The 18487-nt window shown below is 49.8% G+C and carries 17 protein-coding genes; 5 read left to right on the top strand and 12 right to left on the bottom strand.

The annotated features are described in order from the left end of the window. Positions 1-190 precede the first annotated feature (190 nt). Together PCI15_RS01885 and PCI15_RS01880 are read right to left on the bottom strand one after the other, a co-directional pair. Positions 191-1444 carry a hypothetical protein gene (locus tag PCI15_RS01885; RefSeq protein ID WP_271272680.1) on the bottom strand — a complete coding sequence of 418 codons (1254 nt, stop codon included), beginning with the start codon at positions 1442-1444 and terminating at the stop codon, positions 191-193. Between the two features lie 126 nt (positions 1445-1570). Beyond that, positions 1571-2452, bottom strand: coding sequence for a LysR family transcriptional regulator (locus PCI15_RS01880; protein ID WP_271272679.1), 882 nt, complete (start codon positions 2450-2452; stop codon positions 1571-1573). A 208-nt stretch (positions 2453-2660) separates the two neighbouring features. Here PCI15_RS01880 and PCI15_RS01875 point away from each other — a divergent pair, with 208 nt between their 5' ends. Together PCI15_RS01875 and PCI15_RS01870 are read left to right on the top strand one after the other, a co-directional pair. Next, positions 2661-3512 carry a HalD/BesD family halogenase gene (locus tag PCI15_RS01875; RefSeq protein WP_271272678.1) on the top strand — a complete coding sequence of 284 codons (852 nt, stop codon included), beginning with the start codon at positions 2661-2663 and terminating at the stop codon, positions 3510-3512. A gap of 41 nt (positions 3513-3553) precedes the next feature. Beyond that, a complete protein-coding gene (locus PCI15_RS01870) occupies positions 3554-4105 on the top strand; it encodes an isochorismatase family protein (protein WP_271272677.1) in 552 nt (183 codons plus the stop codon). Between the two features lie 105 nt (positions 4106-4210). Here the strand turns inward: PCI15_RS01870 and PCI15_RS01865 are convergent, their stop codons facing one another. From PCI15_RS01865 to PCI15_RS01820, 10 genes are all read right to left on the bottom strand, one after another. Continuing rightward, positions 4211-4870 (bottom strand): hypothetical protein, encoded by a 660-nt coding sequence (locus PCI15_RS01865; RefSeq protein ID WP_271272676.1) that lies wholly within the window; start codon positions 4868-4870, stop codon positions 4211-4213. A gap of 165 nt (positions 4871-5035) precedes the next feature. Continuing rightward, on the bottom strand, positions 5036-6784 hold the full coding sequence (locus PCI15_RS01860; RefSeq protein WP_336296726.1) for an ABC transporter transmembrane domain-containing protein: 1749 nt from the start codon (positions 6782-6784) through the stop codon (positions 5036-5038). Between the two features lie 179 nt (positions 6785-6963). Continuing rightward, positions 6964-8547 carry an aldehyde dehydrogenase (NADP(+)) gene (locus tag PCI15_RS01855; RefSeq protein ID WP_271272675.1) on the bottom strand — a complete coding sequence of 528 codons (1584 nt, stop codon included), beginning with the start codon at positions 8545-8547 and terminating at the stop codon, positions 6964-6966. 12 nt (positions 8548-8559) lie between these two features. Then, entirely contained in the window at positions 8560-9549 is a 990-nt protein-coding gene (gene araD1 / locus PCI15_RS01850) for an AraD1 family protein (RefSeq protein ID WP_271272674.1), read from the bottom strand. A gap of 10 nt (positions 9550-9559) precedes the next feature. Next, positions 9560-10732: an L-rhamnonate dehydratase gene (locus PCI15_RS01845; protein WP_271272673.1), complete on the bottom strand. Its 1173-nt coding sequence runs from the start codon at positions 10730-10732 to the stop codon at positions 9560-9562. Between the two features lie 17 nt (positions 10733-10749). Continuing rightward, positions 10750-11487 (bottom strand): 4-hydroxythreonine-4-phosphate dehydrogenase PdxA, encoded by a 738-nt coding sequence (locus tag PCI15_RS01840; RefSeq protein WP_271272672.1) that lies wholly within the window; start codon positions 11485-11487, stop codon positions 10750-10752. Further along, positions 11438-11770, bottom strand: coding sequence for a 4-hydroxythreonine-4-phosphate dehydrogenase PdxA (locus PCI15_RS01835; protein WP_271272671.1), 333 nt, complete (start codon positions 11768-11770; stop codon positions 11438-11440). Before PCI15_RS01835 ends, PCI15_RS01840 begins: the two co-directional genes overlap by 50 nt. A gap of 199 nt (positions 11771-11969) precedes the next feature. Continuing rightward, on the bottom strand, positions 11970-12947 hold the full coding sequence (locus PCI15_RS01830; protein ID WP_271272670.1) for a DctP family TRAP transporter solute-binding subunit: 978 nt from the start codon (positions 12945-12947) through the stop codon (positions 11970-11972). 20 nt (positions 12948-12967) lie between these two features. Next, entirely contained in the window at positions 12968-14248 is a 1281-nt protein-coding gene (locus PCI15_RS01825) for a TRAP transporter large permease subunit (RefSeq protein WP_271272669.1), read from the bottom strand. Further along, positions 14245-14715: a TRAP transporter small permease gene (locus tag PCI15_RS01820; RefSeq protein ID WP_271272668.1), complete on the bottom strand. Its 471-nt coding sequence runs from the start codon at positions 14713-14715 to the stop codon at positions 14245-14247. Before PCI15_RS01820 ends, PCI15_RS01825 begins: the two co-directional genes overlap by 4 nt. 309 nt (positions 14716-15024) lie before the next feature. Here PCI15_RS01820 and PCI15_RS01815 point away from each other — a divergent pair, with 309 nt between their 5' ends. From PCI15_RS01815 to PCI15_RS01805, 3 genes are all read left to right on the top strand, one after another. Next, a complete protein-coding gene (locus PCI15_RS01815; RefSeq protein WP_271272667.1) occupies positions 15025-16041 on the top strand; it encodes a LacI family DNA-binding transcriptional regulator in 1017 nt (338 codons plus the stop codon). A gap of 455 nt (positions 16042-16496) precedes the next feature. Next, positions 16497-17432 (top strand): YncE family protein, encoded by a 936-nt coding sequence (locus PCI15_RS01810; protein ID WP_271272666.1) that lies wholly within the window; start codon positions 16497-16499, stop codon positions 17430-17432. 33 nt (positions 17433-17465) lie between these two features. Then, positions 17466-18419 (top strand): amidohydrolase family protein, encoded by a 954-nt coding sequence (locus tag PCI15_RS01805; protein WP_271272665.1) that lies wholly within the window; start codon positions 17466-17468, stop codon positions 18417-18419. The last annotated feature ends 68 nt before the right edge of the window (positions 18420-18487 follow it).

The following is an 18487-nucleotide window of genomic DNA, read 5'->3' as shown; positions in this document are numbered from 1 at the left end:
GGGTCTGTTACAGGGTCCATTCCTGCTCTTAAGCCTATCAGAAAATTTGGAGAATGCCGGTGCACAGGATATACCCGGTGAAGAGAACAATCACACTTGCCCACAGAAGCTGAGGATAACTCTGTGGGCAAGGTGAGCATGAATGGTTACAGCGCTGTTTCAGCGGGAAAAGCGCCGGTCAGGTTATATTTCAGCCATTCTGACTGCCGGCCGGTGCTAACAGCCGTTCATAGTGATCCAGCAGATAATTGCGCACCAGAAGCGGGTTCTGCTGCAGATATTCATTGGCGGTTTCCGGCAGTTCATTCAACTGTTGCTGGCGGGCACTGTATTGCTCCAGCACCAGCCGGTTATCCTGCCAGTACTGTTCAATCTGCTCAGCCTCTGGGTGCAAGGTACCGTTATCCAGAGTCCCCAGTGACCGGCCGGCAAGATGGTTATCCACCATATCCTGCAGGCTGAATCCCCCGGTACCTGAGGTCAGGGAAAAACGTCCGGAAAACTCACTGAACATATGGTTGGTCAGGGTTTGCATCTGCTGATACAGCGAAGCGCGCTGATCACTGAACATTTCCCGGGCAGCAATCTGATCCAGCCCGTCCAGATCCTCCCAGCTTCGGGCAGAATCGTCCATAATCAGCCGGATACTTTCACCCAGTTCAGGTTTGTACTGGGTCACGTCTTCGCGCTCAAGCTGCTCAACCGTACCTGTGCCGGTATCCCCAAAACCAACCGTTACCGGCCGGTACTCACTGCCCCGCTCTGCCGGGCCCGCCGCATACGCGTTTTTCAGTTTATCAATCACCTGATTTACATCATCGGCCGGTTGAATATCCTGGCTGCTGAGCCAGCCCTCCACCTCTTTCGGAAAGCTTTCCAGCGCCTGATAACTCTCCGTCATGGTATTAATCTGGGGCTGGTGTGCGCTAACAAAACTGTCGATAACATCACTGTCCGGATGCAGGCTGCCGTCCGGCATCTGAGCGGCCGGTTTACCTTCTTTAATGTTATCCAGCACCTGCTCAGCGCTGATTGCCGGACTGCCTTCGGGCAAGTCCACCTGACGGAACTGCTTTTGCAAGTTCAGAAAGCTGCCCAGATACTGGCTTGCCAATTGCTGGCGCTCGGTAACCATCTGCTGCTGGTATTCTGCCGCCTGATCCCCGGCGGCACTGCCTTCTGCGCGGTATGCCTGCCACTGGCTGTGATCTTTTTCGCTCCAGAACATGACTCCCGTCACGCCATAGAGTTCACCGTCGGCATTTTGCCGGAAGCTGCCGACAGTCATACTTTCCCGGCCAATTAAGCCATTAGCCTTAAGCTCATCCACTTCAGACAAGGCCTGAAAACTGGCCATATTGCTGCTGTTAACAACTTTTTTAACCGGCGGTAACTGATACGGATTCTGAGACGCCGTCTGCACGACGGCACTGTGTGTATTCATTGTCTGATTCCCTGACAAAGTAATGATTGGCTGATTCAGATGTTCAGAAACAGCAAAATTCATTCCATCAGCGTTCAGAACAGTACTCAGACTGAGCCCGGCAGCCGCCGGCCCCCTGCAGCACGCTTATTCAGAGGTCTGGAAAATATCCACCAACCATTCCCTGAATGCCCGGCCGTGTAATTTGCCCTCGCCGGCACGTGCGGGAACGGCAAGATAGTGCCGCTGAGTGATTGCCACCGGATCACCGACAATGCTCAGCGGCCGGCCACTGTCGATCGCCCCCCGGGCAAAGCGTTCGAGTACCACAGCACAGCCCAGATTATTCGCCACCAACTCTGCGGCCGCCACGAAAGTATCCACCTGTAAATGTACCTGACGGCTGTCCTGATGCAGCTGAAAAGGGCTCAGATAATGATCCCAGTGATCTTCATAGCCCAGAATGTGCACTGACGGACAGTTCAGCAGGTCGGCAGGCCCGTTAATCTGTCCGGCCATTTGGTGACCGCACACCGGCACTAAACGCTCCTCAGACAAAACCAGTGAAGCCTGACCGGCCGGCTCGGTGGCCGCCAGCACAATATCAATATCCACATCTTCCGCATCCAGCCCGTCCGGCCAGATGGAGGTAATGAACTTGATACTGACATCCGGGTACTGCTGCTTAAAACTGCCCAGCTTCGGGGCCAGCCAGACAATCAGCGCCACGGACGCCCGCACCACCAGAGTGTTACCCGTCTCCGTACTGAACAGGCCGTCTGTTGAAACCGAAAGATTACGCAGCGATTCACGTACCGCCGGCAAATACGCTTTGCCAATATCGGTCAGATCAAGGCTTTTCGGCCCCCGTATAAACAGCTTCTGCCCCAGCTTGGTTTCCAGCGATTTTATCTGAATACTCACCGCCGTCTGGGTCAGACCCAACTCTTTACTGGCCGCCGTAAAACTCAGATAACGGGCCGTCGCCTCAAAGGTTCGCAACCAGTTCAGATTAATATTTCGGTTCATCCTCACCCCGTCATTTCTTCTCGGTTCAGCACAGCCTTTACCAGATACCGGGCATAAAAAAATTATGCCCATTGGCCATGTTTTTTTCGTTGTTCATTTTTAACCGCTCTTCACATACTAACTGTATCACTCATTGCCAGTGAAGCCCTGATCCGGCCTGCTCCGTGCAGTCCGACATATAAAAATAAGCATAAACAGGAGATGCGGTATGACGGCCCAGCCTTTTATTCACAGTGACGACTTCATTCTTAGCCTGGTTGATCTTGAGCGTTACCCAATCGAAGACCTGACCCGGGGTGCCGGTGCTGAATTTCTTGCCGCCTGCCAGCAACAGATGGAACAGGTCGGCTGGTGCAGCTTTGCCGACTTCATTAAGCCAGAACGGCTGGAAGCTTTGGCAGCAGAAGCGAATAACCTTTTGCCGGCAGCGGAAGAACTGGTGATCAAACGTAACATTTATCAGGGCGCTGCCAATGCGAATCTAGCAGACGATAACCCCGCCAGTAAAGAATATACCCACAGGGCACTGCAACTGGCCGATGATCAGTTAGCGGAAGGCACCCTGATCAAGCAGTTATATAAATCCGACCTGCTCACTGACTTTATCCGGCAAGTGCAGAAGAAACCCACCCTGTACCGCTGTGAAGACGAATTTCAGGCCCTGAATGTTGTCGCGCTGGAACCGGGCAGCTGGCATGCCTGGCATTATGACACCACGGAGTGCACCGTCACACTGCTGCTGCAACCGGCAGAGAAAGGCGGTGAGTTTACCTTTCTGGCTAACTCCCGCACCGATGATGACGAAGACCATGAAGCCGTCGCCCGACTTCTCAGCGGCGACACTTCCAAAGCCAACACCCTCAGCAGGGGTGCCGGTACCCTGACACTGTTCCGCGGCGGCTACTCTCTGCACGGCGTCACTGAAATAGAAGGATCAAAACCCCGTATCAGTGCTATTCTGACGTACGCAGAAGAGCCCGGCGTGGTGATTGATGACGATATCAACATCCGGATTTACGGCCCGCGGGCGAAAAAAATTATTGAATCCCGTCAGGGCTAAACAGATTCCAAAAACAAAGAGATCCTAAAAAGGGACCCAACATGAATACAGCTCTACTTGTGATCGATGTGCAAATGGCACTTCTTGAAGACGACAATAACGGTGCCAAGCGCTCAAACCCTGCGGCAGCCGACAATATTACCCGGCTGCTGACCGCCTTCCGTGAAAAAGGCGACGCGATTGTGCACGTACATCATCATGGCACCGACCCGGAAGACCCGTTCTTTTCAGAAGCCCCCGGCGCAGCGGTGCAACCTTTTGCAGCCCCACAGGGGGATGAGCCGGTGGTCATTAAATTCGGCAGCAGTGCCTTTGTAGGTACCGAACTGGAACAGATGCTACGGGCACAGAATATTGATCAGGTGGTTATCTGCGGCGCAACCGCCAACCACTGTGCGGAATCCGCGGCACGCTCAGCGAGCAACCTTGGTTTTGACACCCTGTATACCGCCGACGGCGTATGGGCCTATGAAGCCACCGGCCCGGACGGCATCACCCACAGTGCGGAAACTATCCATTCTGTCAGCCTTTCTACCCTGCAGGGCGAGTTCGCAGACGTACTGACAACCGAGGAAATACTGGCAAAGGTCTGATCGGCCCCGAACAAAACAGGGGAGCATTATTCTTATCTCCCCTGCAGTTCATTCCCACAGAAGCCGGATAACGGGATACCGCCTGTCCGGCCCCGCAGTTCCGAATCAGCCAAACTGTTTCAGGATAGACATATACTTGCTGACTTCAGCCGAGGTACGCTGTTCCGGGCTGAGCTTGTCCGCAATGGTGAGTGCGGTCTGCACATCCTTCAGGGAGTCTTTCTCTTTATCCGTCAGAATATCGGCCTCATCACTCTTTAAAAAGCTCTCCAGCTCGGCAGCAGCCGTGGCCGGATCCACCGGGAAGGTTTTGCTTTTCGAACCGTCCAGGTTATCCAGAATTTCTTTGGAGTTTTCCAATAACTTCAGCAGCCCGGAAACACCGTCTTCATCTTTCACCCGCTCCGAGATGGCATCAATGGCACCTTTCAGCCCGCCAACCGTATCTGTTGAGCCGGTCACGGAATTCAGTCCGCCCGCCAGTTTAGACGCTTCGCTTTCGGTAATGAGGCCCAGCTCAGACAAGCGGCTGAGAAATCCGTTGGTAATCTTAAAATCCGAGCCGGTAATGTCGAACTCTTTATTCAGCTGGGCAAACTTTTCACCCCGGGAGCTGAAGACCTGCTTCTCTTCACTGGCTGCGGTAGCCGGTGCCGCTGTCGTGCCGGTTGTTTCGGTTGCTGTTGTCTGAGTGGCTGAACTGGCAGCGGTATCAGTCTGTGCCGGCTGGCTGGTTACCTGTGGAGAGCTCGTCAAAACCTGCATAATGTATGTCCTTATTGGTTACTGCCTGATGCTATACAAAATTAATGCCAGAAAAGCCTGCTCACGCCGTTTTCCCGGCAAACGGCTGTAGACCGCTACCTCGCCCTGAAAAGTCGCCGATAACAGCGGCATAAGTCACTGAAAACCGGCAAACCGGCGGCAAGATCAGGCCTCCCGGAACTGCAGTGCGGCCAGACGTTTATACAGCTCAGAGGTCTCCAGTAAGGTTTCATGGGTCCCTTTCGCAGCCACCCGCCCCTGATCCATCACCACAATCTGATCCGCATGCAGAATGGTGGATAACCGGTGGGCAATAATGACCGTAGTACGGCCCTCCATCAGGTTATCCAACCCCAGCTTGATGGCATGTTCGCTTTCAGTATCCAGTGCACTGGTGGCTTCATCCAGTAATAGAATACGCGGATCATTCAGAATTGCCCGGGCAATGGCGATCCGCTGCTTTTGCCCGCCGGATAACCGCACACCCTGCTCGCCCAGATCACTGCGATAGCCATCCGGTAAACGGCGGATAAACTCATCTGCATAGGCCGCCGTTGCTGCCGCCTCAACGTCTGCATCCGTGGCGTCCGGCCGCCCGTAACGGATGTTATCCAGTACGTTTGCCGTAAACAACGAAGGCTGTTGCGCCACCAGCGCGGTTTGCTGGCGTAATTGCTGCGGGCTCAGCTGCCGCAGATCCGTATCCGCCAGACAAACAGCCCCTGCCTGAGGATCATAAAACCGCAGTAACAATTCAAATACAGTAGACTTACCCGCCCCGGAAGGCCCCACCAGCGCAGTGATCTTACCTTCCGGAATGTGCAGGCTGAAATTCTCCAGCGCCGCCTGTTCCGGACGGGAGGGATACCTGAAGGTAACATCTTCCAGGCTCAGGCTGGCATCCAACCGGGCAGCATCTTGCGGCTCAGCCGGCGACGTGATTTCACTCTTGGCATGCAGCAATTCCATTAGCCGTTCAGTCGCCCCCACGGCCCGCTGCAGCTCGCCATACACTTCAGACAGCGTGCCAGCTCCCATGGCAACGATCAGTGCATAAAATACAAATGCTCCCAGATCACCGCCGCTCATCACCCCGGTAATCACATCGTAACCGCCGATCCAGAGCATGCCAGACAGAGCACTGAAAACCAGCACTATCACCACCGCCATCAGCAACGCCCGCTGGCTGATCCGCTGACGGGCAACCGTAAATGCGGTATCCACCTCCCGGGCAAAGGCGCGGCTTTCCTGCGCTTCCTGGGTGTAACTCTGCACGGTTTTAATCTGCTGAATCGCTTCACCGGCATAGGTGCCAACATCGGCAATGCTGTCCTGGCTTTTACGGGCCAGCGTACGGACCCGGCGGCCAAACAGCAGCACAGGCAACAGCACCAGCGGCACCCCGGCAACAATGATCAGGCTAAGTTTCACATTGGTGACGAACAGCATCACCAGCGCACCTAAGGTGGTCACAATGCTGCGCAGCGCCATCGAAAAAGAGCTGCCGATGATCGACTGTAACAAAGTGGTATCTGTGGTGAGCCGCGACATAATTTCGCCGCTGCGGTTAATTTCAAAATAACTGGTATGCAAGCGCATCAGGTTATCGAACACCGCCTGGCGGATATCCGCCGTGATCCGCTCCCCCAGCCAGGAAACCAGATAAAAGCGAACAAAGGTGCCGCCGGCCATCAGCAGCGCCATCACAATCAGCACGATGATGGCCTGATTCAGCTGCGCCACCGAGCCGGCAATAAAGCCATTGTCGATGACCAGCTTAACTCCCTGACCGATCGCCAGCGTTACCCCCGCGGTGAACAGCAGGGCCACTATCGCCCCCAGCCACTGCCGCCGGTAGGGCAACATGAACTGCACCAGTTGGAACAGTGTGGAAAGTTTGCGGATTTTACTCAAGATCTCAATCCTGTATTTATCTGAAAAGGCTTAACAGCCATAGGCGGCAGATTATCAGAAAACGCCCTGAATATACGTTCTCGGTTTATTCAATCAGCTAACCATTTATGAAATAAATACAAAATTCAATAATACTCCTTACTGCAACAACAGTGCAGAGCCCGAGCCTTTAGACATTCTTACGAACAGCTTAAAACTCCGTTTACTAACCGTGTCAGTTCCCCTGTATTAGCCGAATCAATTTCTACAGGCAGATACTTCTCAGGCACATCCTGATAACAAACAGGTCTCAGAAAACGCTGAATAGCAGCAGTCCCCACTGAAGTGCTGCGACTTTCTGAAGTCGCCGGATACGGCCCCCCATGAACCATCGCATGACATACTTCAACTCCCGTTGGATAACCATTAAACAGAACCCTGCCCGCCTTAAGTTCACAAAGTTTCAGCAAACTACTAACCAGCTGTTCCTGCTCGTTATCATGACACTGAACCGAAGTTGTCAGTTGCCCTTCCAGTTCTCCGGCAACTTTTAACATCTGCTCTTCATCCCGGCACCGAACCACCAGGGAACAACTGCCAAAAACCTCTTCACTCAAGCCTTTATTAGCAAAAAAAGTTTCAGCGCTGGTTGCCAAAAGTACTGTCTGACACTGATTTGGGCCTGTCTGGCACTGACCTTTAGACAAAACATCAACCCCGACAGTCTGTACCATACGTTCAACCCCCCTGACATAAGCCTGATGAATATCAGAGGTCAGCATAGTCTGACTGGAACTCTGCGATAGAAGAGCACAGCACTCTTCAATAAACTGTTGTAACGGTTGACCATCAACAGCGATAACTAAACCGGGATTAGTACAAAACTGTCCGGCCCCTGCTTGAAGGGAACCACAAAAGCCTGTAGCCAGCGCAACCGGATCAGAAGCGAGTGCTGCCGGCAACAGAAAGACCGGGTTAGCACTGCTCATCTCGGCATAAACCGGAATTGGTTCGGGACGTTCAAAAGCAGCTTTCATCAAAGCAGTGCCGCCAGTCCGTGATCCGGTAAAGCCAACTGCTTTTATACGTGCATCATTAACCAGCCCGGTACCAACCCTTGTACCGGAACCATACAATAGTGAGAACACTCCCGGATGCAACTGACACTGTTTGACCGCAAGCTGGATAGCACGGCCAACCAGTTCTGAAGTACCGGGATGAGCAGAATGGGCTTTAACCACCACTGGCGCTCCGGCAGCCAGTGCTGATGCTGTATCACCACCGGCAACAGAAAAAGCCAGTGGAAAATTGCTGGCGCCAAATACCGCAACTGGCCCAAGCGGAATATGACGCTGGCGCAAATCACTTCGTGGCAACGGCTGCCGTTCAGGAAGAGCAGGATCAATACGCGGAAAAAAACCTCTTCCCTCCCGCACAACACCGGCAAATAAACGTAGCTGCCCTATAGTTCTTCCTCTTTCGCCCTCAATACGGCCCCGGGGCAGACCTGTTTCAGCCATCGCACGCTCGAGTAAACTGTCTTCCAAGGCAAGAATATTATCAGCGATCTGCTCTAGAAAGGCGGCACGCTGCTCTGCACTGATACAACGATAACTATCAAAAGCAGCATCAGCCAGAGCACAGGCTTCTTCAACCTGCTGCTGATCGCCTCCGCGAAAAACCGGAGCCATCTGCTCTCCTGTAACCGGGTTGATAGCATAAATCTTTTCGTACGACCCCTGTTGCTCGCTCTGACCCAACAACATCTTCCCTGTAATTTTCATAGTCACATCCTGTTACAATTGTTTCACTCTGACTGGAGCTGTATCTTTTTCAAAGCTAAGACGGTTACGTAAAGCACGCCCAAACGTAGACGCTTCAATTTCAAATCTGTCCCCCGAAACGGTGCGTATACCATCAGCAAAACTCAGTGTTGCAGTTCCCATATAATGCACATGTAAATCCCCAACACGGCAAAACTGAGCATACTTAAAATGATGCGCTTCCAGATTTGCAATACTGTGCGACATATTGGCCTCACCCGTCAGGAACGGTTTACGCCACAGCACTTTGCCATCACGAATGATGCGGCTTTCACCTTCGATATAATCAGGCAGATCACCCAGCAACAGCTCAGGCCCTAAACTACAGGCCCGCAACTTAGAGTGTGCAAGCCACAGATAGTTAACCCTTTCAGTCACATGATCTGAAAACTCATTGCCTATCGCGAACCCCAACCGGAACGGCTGGCCATTGGGACCAATAAGATAGATACCAACCAATTCGGGCTCTTCACCAGCATCCTTTGCAAACCCGGGTACAGGAAGCGCGTCTTCAGGTGCAACAATGATGTTGCCGTTCCCTTTATAAAACCACTCTGGCTGAGCCCCTGTTTCTCCCGTGGCCGGTTTACCTGACTTCAGCCCCATTCTGAACATCTTCATTGAATCAGTCAGAGCAGTTTCATCAGCAAGTGTCGAGTGCATCGATGCGCGGGTATCAGCACTTCCAAGATGAGTCAGGCCGGTACCACTAACCAGACAGTAAGCAGGATCAGGATGACTGACCGGTACGCACAGGAGACCTTCATCAATCAATCGTTGATAATCAAGGACGTCATTGCTCAGCTGAAGCTCAACCTGTTGCTGTAAACTGTTCCCATTGCTGATAGCAGCTATCGCCAATGCATAGGTACCGCCTTGACCATTAACTAAGCGCACACTGCTTGCCGATTCAACGCAGGCGACACGGAGTTGTTGCCGGTAAATACACTGAATTAAACGCATGCCCGACTCCTTACTCAATGATATTGAACTGATCTATATATTTATCAGAGATGGTCAGGCCCAGCCCGGGGAGGCTTTCATCCAGATGAATAAAACCTCTTACAGGTTCAGGATCACCTTCGAAGATGTAGTAAAACAGTTCATTCCCCACCTCAACATCATAAACAGGGAAATACTCCGACATCGGTGATGCCAGAGTCGACATAGTCAGGTGATAATTATGCATCTGACCTGCATGTGGGATTACCGGTACGCCATAAACTTCTGCCAGAGCATTTATCTTATGTGCAGCAGTAATACCACCGACCCGGTTGGTATCATATTGAATGACCGAAACGGCGTCTCTGTCGAGCAATTGCTTGAAACCGTAACTGGTAAACTCATGTTCACCGCCTGAAATTGGTATATCGGTCAGCTTGTTCAGTGCTGCATAGCCGTCAACGTCATCAGCAATTACCGGTTCTTCAAGCCAGCGTGGTTCAAAACGTTCCAGCTTAGGTAAAATCCGTCTGGCGTATTCCAGACTCCAGCCCATATAGCACTCTAGCATCAGGTCAGTATCGTCACCGATCACTTCCCGGACAGCTTCAACGCTCCTAATGTTTTCCCGTATCCCCTGAGGGCCATGTTTCGGGCCATAACCAAAGCGCATCTTTACTGCGCTGAAGCCCTGATCCATATACATTTGTGCTTCTTGCTGCATTGCTGAGAGATCAGTACGGTAAAGTTTGGACGCGTAACAGGGAATTTTTTCTTTAGTACGACCGCCTAGCAGCTTAAATACCGGACGACCTGTGGCTTTTCCCATCAGATCCCAGAGCGCAATATCAATCGCTGAAATCGCAGCCATGCCAATTCCCTTTCGCCCCCAGGCCAAGGTTGAACGATACATTCTCTGCCACAGATATTCGTAATCAAACGGGTCCTGACCGATCACAAGTGGTGTCAGATACTGATCAATAATTGCCTTAGCGATACGTGGTGCCAGTGCTACATTACCGATACCGATAACACCATCATCAGTTTCAATTTCCACGACGGCCCAGCCATGAAAACGAAAAGCCCCCATTGAATCACCGTTGTCCCACAACTGATCCATCGCGTTAGAGCAAAAATGATCCTGTGGGGTAACAGTCTTACCCTTCCATTCAAAGACCCGGGCCCGCACACTGGTAATTTTCATCCTTTAACACTCCTTTGTTATTCAACAGGCTGAGCCCTGTAGTTTTCTCCCATACGGCAGGCAATATAAAACGCCTGTTCAGTCGCGCTCACTTTCGCTTTGTTCTGACCGGTAATATCGTATGCAGTACCATGAGCTGGGGTAGTAATGGGAACCGGCAGACCGCCATGCACCGTGACCCCTTTTTCAAAACCCAGCAGCTTAATCGCGATCTGTCCCTGATCGTGATACATGGTGACAATGGCATCATATTCACCATCGCGAGCTTTTATAAAAATAGTATCGGCGGGAAAAGGACCATTAACCGGCAGCCCCTCAGCATTGAGCTCATTCACTGCAGGCCCGATAATATCGAGCTCTTCCCGACCGCAAACCCCACCATCACCGCCGTGCGGATTAAGAGCAGCCACTGCGACACGGGGCAGTGCATAGCCGGCGGATTTTAGCGACTGGTATATCAGCCGAGCGGATTCTTTAATCCTGTCTTTAGTTATATAACTGACGATATCCTTCGCCGGTATATGAGACGAAACCCGTGAGGTCCACAGATGCCCCAGCGTATTAAATTCGCTATAAAAATTTGTCACTTTCAGGCGATCTGCAAAATACTGCAGCTCATCCTCGAACGGCATGCCTGACAGTTTCATTGCCTGCTTATTCAGCGGCGCAAAACAAATAGCATCAATGTCTCTGCCGATAACCGCATCAAGACACAAGTCCAGTACCTGTATAACCGAGCCCCCCCCCAGCAGCACTGGCAACTCCTGTTTCAACCTGCTCTGCACGGACAGTACTGATCTCCACCCGCAGAATCTGTTGGCACTCCTGATACTGTCTGGCATCGGCCAGCTTATCTATCTGTCGAGTAGAGACCCCGACACCGGCAATCCTTTGTCCTTGCTCCCAGAGCCACTGATCGCCAATCACAACTATATTGGCATGATCCGTCATACCGGGAATATCGAGTAACTTAGCAATCAGTTCTGCCCCGATACCGGCAGGGTCGCCTAAAGTAAGTGCTACGGTAGGTTTATTCATACAAACGTCCTTATTTGTACAGGGAAAGCAACTTAATAGCCGCCCCTTTAGGTGCACACAAATCGGTGCAGCGACGCATCATACAGCCGGCATAACATCGCCCCTGGTTATGACCGGCTATTCAGATTCAGGTTAATCATCTGGTGATGACCCCTGGCATTTTTTCTTACTACTATTAAGTATCACTTGTCAGTAATACTTATTCAGAAGCGGCAAGTATATCGTTTATCAGAGCATCGCCATTGGTTGCGATAAAGCGGTCCCAAACAGGCTTCGCAGCCTTCTGGAATGCTGCACGGTCAACATCCCGGTTCACAACCATCCCTTCACTTTCCAGATACTTAATTTTGTCTTCTTCTGCTGTCTGACTCGCTGAGCGCTGAAAAGATATCGCTTTGTCAGCAGCAGACAGAATGACCGATTGCTCCTTCTCAGTCAGACTGTTAAAACGGCTGGCATTCATAACCAGTGTCAGAGCGGAATAAGCATGCTGCGAAAGGCTCAGATATTTTTGTACTTCAAAAAACTTGAATGCTTCCACAACTGAAATAGGGTGATCCTGTGCATCAACAACACCAGTTTCCAACGCAGTGTATAACTCCGAGACAGGAATCTGTTGCGGGTTGGCCTTTAAAGCCTGGAACAGATCATTTAGCGCCTGGGAATTATTAACTCGCATTTGTAAACCTGCCAAATCAGCAGGTACACGTACCGGCCCTCGATTATTTGAAATATTACGGTAACCGTTTTCAGCAAACCCAAGCCCTTTCATACCAAACGTCTGTAAACTGTCTAAAACACTCTGACCAACTTTTCCGTCGAAAACTTTGTAAGCAGTGGTGCGGTCAGGAAACATAAATGGCAATGTAAATGCACCCGCTTGCGGGATCATACCGGTAAAGTTATTCAGACCTGAGAGCTCAAAATCAATAATTCCTGAACGAACGCCGTCTATCAACTGACTGTCAGAGCCCAATTGACCATTCGGATATACGTCGATGACAATAGAACCATTTGTCCCTTCCTTAACATCCTTTGCAAACATCAGAGCCATTTTATGCGACAAATCTGTGTCGGGAGCCGGATGACCAAATTTCAAGCGGATCTCAGCCTGAGCAGAAGCCACAAAGAAGGTTAAGGCAGAGGCTGCGCAGATTATTTTTAATAGCGTTTTCATACAGTCTTCCCTCCTGGAAGTTATCCAATGAGCAATTTCATTGGAACAATAATGATGCTTGGAAACACAACGAACAGTGATAACAGCATCAAATAAGCAAGGACAAAGGGCCAGATGCCTTTGACCGCCATGCTCATAGGTGTACGCGATACGCCGCACACAACGTTCAGGACATTGCCAACCGGCGGGGTAATCAAACCGATTGAAGCATTAATAATAAATAACAGTCCGAAATAAACAGGATCAATGCCCGCCAACTTGATAACAGGCATGAACAGAGGTGCAAGAATCAGAACCGAAGGACTAAGATCCATCACCATACCCACAGCAAACACAATCAGCATAATCATCGCCATAAGCAGCCGTGGAGAATCAATCAGAGAACTTAGGCTTGAAGCCAATTGCTGGGGCAGTTGAGCAACCGTAATAAGCCAGGCAGCCACCATGGCACAGCCGACTAAAAACATTACCATCGCGGTAGAACGTGCTGCGGAAACCAGAATCTTAAAAAAAATAGACCAGGTCATTTCACGATAAATCACAGTTGATACAAAAATTGCATACACGGCGGCGACCACAGCCGCTTCTGTAGGAGTAAAAACCCCAAAACGAATACCGCCAATAATAATAACCGGCAATAATAACGCCCACCCCCCGTCATAAAGTGCAGATAAGCGCTCTTTGGCCGAAGCTTTAGCCATCACTTCCAGGTCTTCGTTACGCACCAGCAATTTCCAGACAACTACCAGTGTCGCTCCCATCATAAGGCCCGGAACGATGCCACCAATGAATAATTTCGCAATAGAGATATTGCCGGCAACGCCAATCAGAATAAGCGGTAAAGAAGGCGGTATAACAGGCGCAATTATGCCTCCTGCAGCGAGCAACCCTACTGAACGACCCCGGGGATAGTTAGCCTTAGCCATCATAGGAAACAGCATGCTTGCAAGTGCTGCCGCGTCAGCCACAGCTGAACCGGACAAACCGGCCAGCAATACCGAAGTAAAAATAACGACAAAGCCGAGCCCGCCTTTGTGGTGCCCGAACATGCTGGACGCAAGCTGTACAATTCGCCTGGCCAGGCCTCCAGATGCCATCACTTCCCCGGCAACAAGAAAAAAAGGAATCGCAAGTAAAGGAAAGCTGTCAACACCATTAATCAGCGCCTGAGCCAGAATATCTGCACTGAAAAGGTCCAGATACAGCATCAGAGTGATCGCGCTGAGTAATAACGAAAACGCTACCGGAATACCAATCAAAATAGCACCAATAAGCACACCTAGAAACAGCACCAGAGTCATAATGAATTCCACTTAGCCGGTATCACCAATCGACTGACAGCCACTGAAAACATCAGTAATCCTGATAACGCACCAGAAAAATAGAATAGCCCTTTAGGTAATCCCGTTAGTTGTGAAATATTATTCCAGTTAGCCAGTGTCTGATTGAGCGAGCCCCAAAACAACATGGCGACACAAACAAGAATAACCAGCCAGATTATCCGACGTAAAACCGGAATCGCACGTGGCATTAAATGCTCAGAAATTTCACTAATAGCTAGATGCTCACCACGCTGTAGTACTGTGACAGTACCGAGCATAACGATCCAAACAAAACCAAGCCGTGAAAGCTCAACTGCCGGACGCAATCCCGATGAAAAACCATAGCGCATAACAACATTGATAAAGACCAGAATGAGCATCGCTGCCATTAGGCAAGCCAGAACTATATCAATGATATCCCAGAGTTTTTTAGCAAGTCCGTCCATGTGAAATGCCAACCTTTGGATTTTATTTTGCTTATAAAAACGGGCCAGCAGCCGACCCAGGTTTAACGATAACCCTAGTAACTCTTAAGCCGTTTTGCAAATAAATAAAACAGCTAATCTTCCAGATAAGATTTTTCTTGAAGACAGCCAAGGTTAACGATAACCTGAAAATAACAATCGCGGAGTTAAAACTGTAACACCAGCATCCCTATACATGGCTAGCATAAAACTGTGCATCATTTTTTTATAGGCTCTGATGACCAAGCGCTTTTTTCTTCAGAGTTCAATTAAGAGGTCAAGAACGAAAGAATGGGCGAAGCAAAGAAGAAAAAACTGGTCAAACTTGACGATGTTGCACAGTTGGCCGGTGTCAGTCAGATGACCGTATCAAAAGTCTTACGTGGTACCGGCAGAATATCGGAAAAAACCCGCACACGGGTCCATGCTGCTGCAGACGAGTTAGGGTATGTAAAAAACTTTCTGGCGGGATCACTCAGATCGCAAACAAGCTCATTTGTCGGTGTAATCATTCCTTCAGCCAGCAACGCAATTTTTGCCGAAATACTGAGTGGTATCAATGAACAGCTACGGCCTCATGGCCTGAACACCTTGATCGGTGAATCCTTATTTGACGGAAAGATCGAAGAAGAACTGATTAAAACCATGCTATCTATCCAACCGGCAGGTCTCATTATCTGCGGCGGACTGAAACATACAGAAAGCAGCATCAAATTACTGAATTTAAGACACTGCCCATCAGTCCAGCTCTGGAGTCCGGACAAAGGGTTCGGTGATACTAATATTGGCCCTTCTCACATTGAAGCTGGAAAATTGATGGCCCGGCATTTTTTAAAACGGGGCTTTAATCACATTGGCTATGTTGGTGCAGAACTGGAAAAAGACCTATGTGCTGAAATCCGCCACTCGGCCTTTACAGACACTTTACAAAAGGCCGGTAAAACAATCGTCGAAGCAATTGACCCGAATATGTCTCGACAGGCTGAATCCGGCCGAGAACTGACTCGGCAACTGATCACACAACATCCAAAGACGGATGCAATTTTCTACCTCAATGACGCGATGGCTATAGGCGGTATTACGTGGTTATACGAGCAGGGAATTTCAGTACCGGAACAAGTAGCTGTTGCAGGCTTTAACGGTACCTCTGTCAGACACAGTATCCGTACTCAGATCACTACGATTGATGTGCCACGCCATGAAATAGGGACTGCTGCCGGAAACGCGATTATCAACCTTGCTGCAGGTAAAGAAACCCCGGGCGCCATACTTTCGCCCATTAGTTTTATACAGGGCAACACCACTTAATCGGTCTTAAATATGTATGATCAGCATTGCGTCATAAATAAAGCAGAGCATTTAGAATTTTACGCCATTAAGCCCAAAAAACGTCCGGTAATATCTGAAGCTATAGCAACGATGAATAGTTTTCAGACAAATCCCGACCAACACCCAAACAGTAAAATACCCGGCCATTTATCAACACTCAAACAGGCAATACGGCTTTTTTAATTCACTAATAACTTACACTCAAAAAAATCAGCAGGATGCTGACACTGCCCAAACCAATGCACTATAGGGAAATAAGATGCGTTATATTCTGTTTTTGAACCAATACACTTCTCGCAAACTGATTTATCCCCAAACAAGCATCATCGGTTTCCGGTTAACAGCTGATTCACCGCAAAACCACTAACAGATCGGCTGGCCGTTCTGGCCTGCTGTGTTTTTGCTCACTCAACTATGACGACAGGAACGCCCCAATGCGAAACAATGAACTGTTACTGCTCAACCAGAAATGTGCTCATACATTAAGTTTTTACGACCTTGCAAGTGGTAAAGCAGTTAAACATATCCGGTTACCAGATTTTCCCCATGAGATGGTTGTGGATTCTAACAACCGTTTTGCGTACGTCGCTCATTACGGTATAGAAAGCATACACCATTCAGGAAATCAGGGAGGTTGCTCGGTATTTGTGATTGATCTTATAACAGGTGAACATGTCCGTACCCTCAACACCTGGCCTTTCTACCGTATTCACGGGCTGGCCATGGACAACCAGGACCGCCTCTACGCCATGAGTGAAGGCCACAGTACCCTGCTGATCTTTGATGACCCGGAAAATACTGATGAGGCGGACCGCGCCGTGCCATCAGGTGGTTACAAAACACATTTATTTGCTCTGAGCCGTGATGGCGAAACTGCTTTTGGTATTAACCTCCTAAGCCATACAGTGACACTGATCAAACCTCAGGACCCAACTTTTACGCCGGTCTCGGTTAATCCAGGCCGTAAACCTGAAGGCAATCGTTTCTCTGCTGATGAAAAAACATTATTTGTTGCCAACCGTACCGATAACAGCATTGTAGCGATCGACGTTGAAACGTTACAGATAACCCATATAGCACCAACTGGCGAAGATCCGACCCGTATCTATCTCGATCCATGTAACCGCCTGATCGTCACTAATTATGGTGAAAATTCCCTAGCATTATTTGATCAGCAGCTCGCATCACTCGGTTCAATAGAACTGGAATACCGTCCCGTCGCTTTAGCCTTCCATCCGGATGGAAAACACGCTTTTGTCACATTTGTGGGAGATAAGCTGGGCGTACTTAATCTGGATCGTCAACAAATTATTCGCTATTTCAATACCCTTGATACACCTGACGTTGTGACTTTTCTCCCGCCAATTTAAATAAGTTATCAATCACTAAAGAGAACATTGGCAATGAACAACCAACAATATTTAATCGACAGTCACCACCATCTTTGGCAACTTGATGGACATATACGCTATCCGTGGTTAAGCGATCAGGTCATCGATGATTTTTTTCTGGGTGATTATGTTTCCATTCGCCAGACGTTTCTCCCTACACACTTACAACAACTAATTCCCTCGGGCTACCGTTTACTCGGAAGCATTCACTGTGAAGCGGAAGCTGACCGGCAACAAAGCTGCGATGAAACAGCCTGGATTGATGCAATACAAATCAACAACAGATTACCCTGCGCACACATTGGCTGGGCACCGTTCGGTAAAGACCATTGTGCCAACTGGCTGGATCGGCAGATGCAATCGTCACTTTTTCGTGGGGTCAGAGTTAAACCGCTCACTGCAAAAACAGCAGAAGAATATGACCGGGTTAAAGGGTGTACCAACACCTTGCAGGACCCCGGCTGGTGCAGCGGCCTGGCATTACTTGAAGAACGTGACCTGTCCTGGGATCTTCGGGTGCCAGCCTGGCATCTAGCGGATGCGGCCAAAACCCTGAAAAAAACCCCCGGATTACGGGTAATACTTAACCACTGTGGCCTGCCCTGGGAACGTTCACAATCAGGCCTTGCCAACTGGCGACAACAGATGGAGATACTGGCCAGCAACCTAAACGTCTGCGTCAAACTCTCTGAGTTAGGGGTACCCGGGACTCCCTGGAATACCCAACAAAATTTTGAACTGCTCTGCCAGACTATCAGCATTTTTGGTACAAAACGCTGCCTTTTTGCCAGTAATATGCCTGTATCAGGGCTACAAGTCAGTTATGCAGATTGGTTAGCACTGGTCGAACAAGCAATACGGGCGGTTGACCCAACAGCACGCGACGATATTCTCTGGCGAAATGCTTTACACTGGTATCGGCTTGACACAAGTCTGACTGACACATCTCTGTTCAAGGCAAACTAACACGCTCACCCGATTACTCAACAATAAAACACCCATCACCCTACATTGTGACAATCCAGATAAATACG

It is taken from the genome of Aliamphritea hakodatensis, from assembly GCF_024347195.1.
Classification (GTDB): Bacteria; Pseudomonadota; Gammaproteobacteria; order Pseudomonadales; family Balneatricaceae; genus Amphritea; species Amphritea hakodatensis.
The sequence above is the reverse complement of the archived record's forward strand: the minus strand, read 5'-3'. Positions and strand labels throughout refer to the sequence as shown.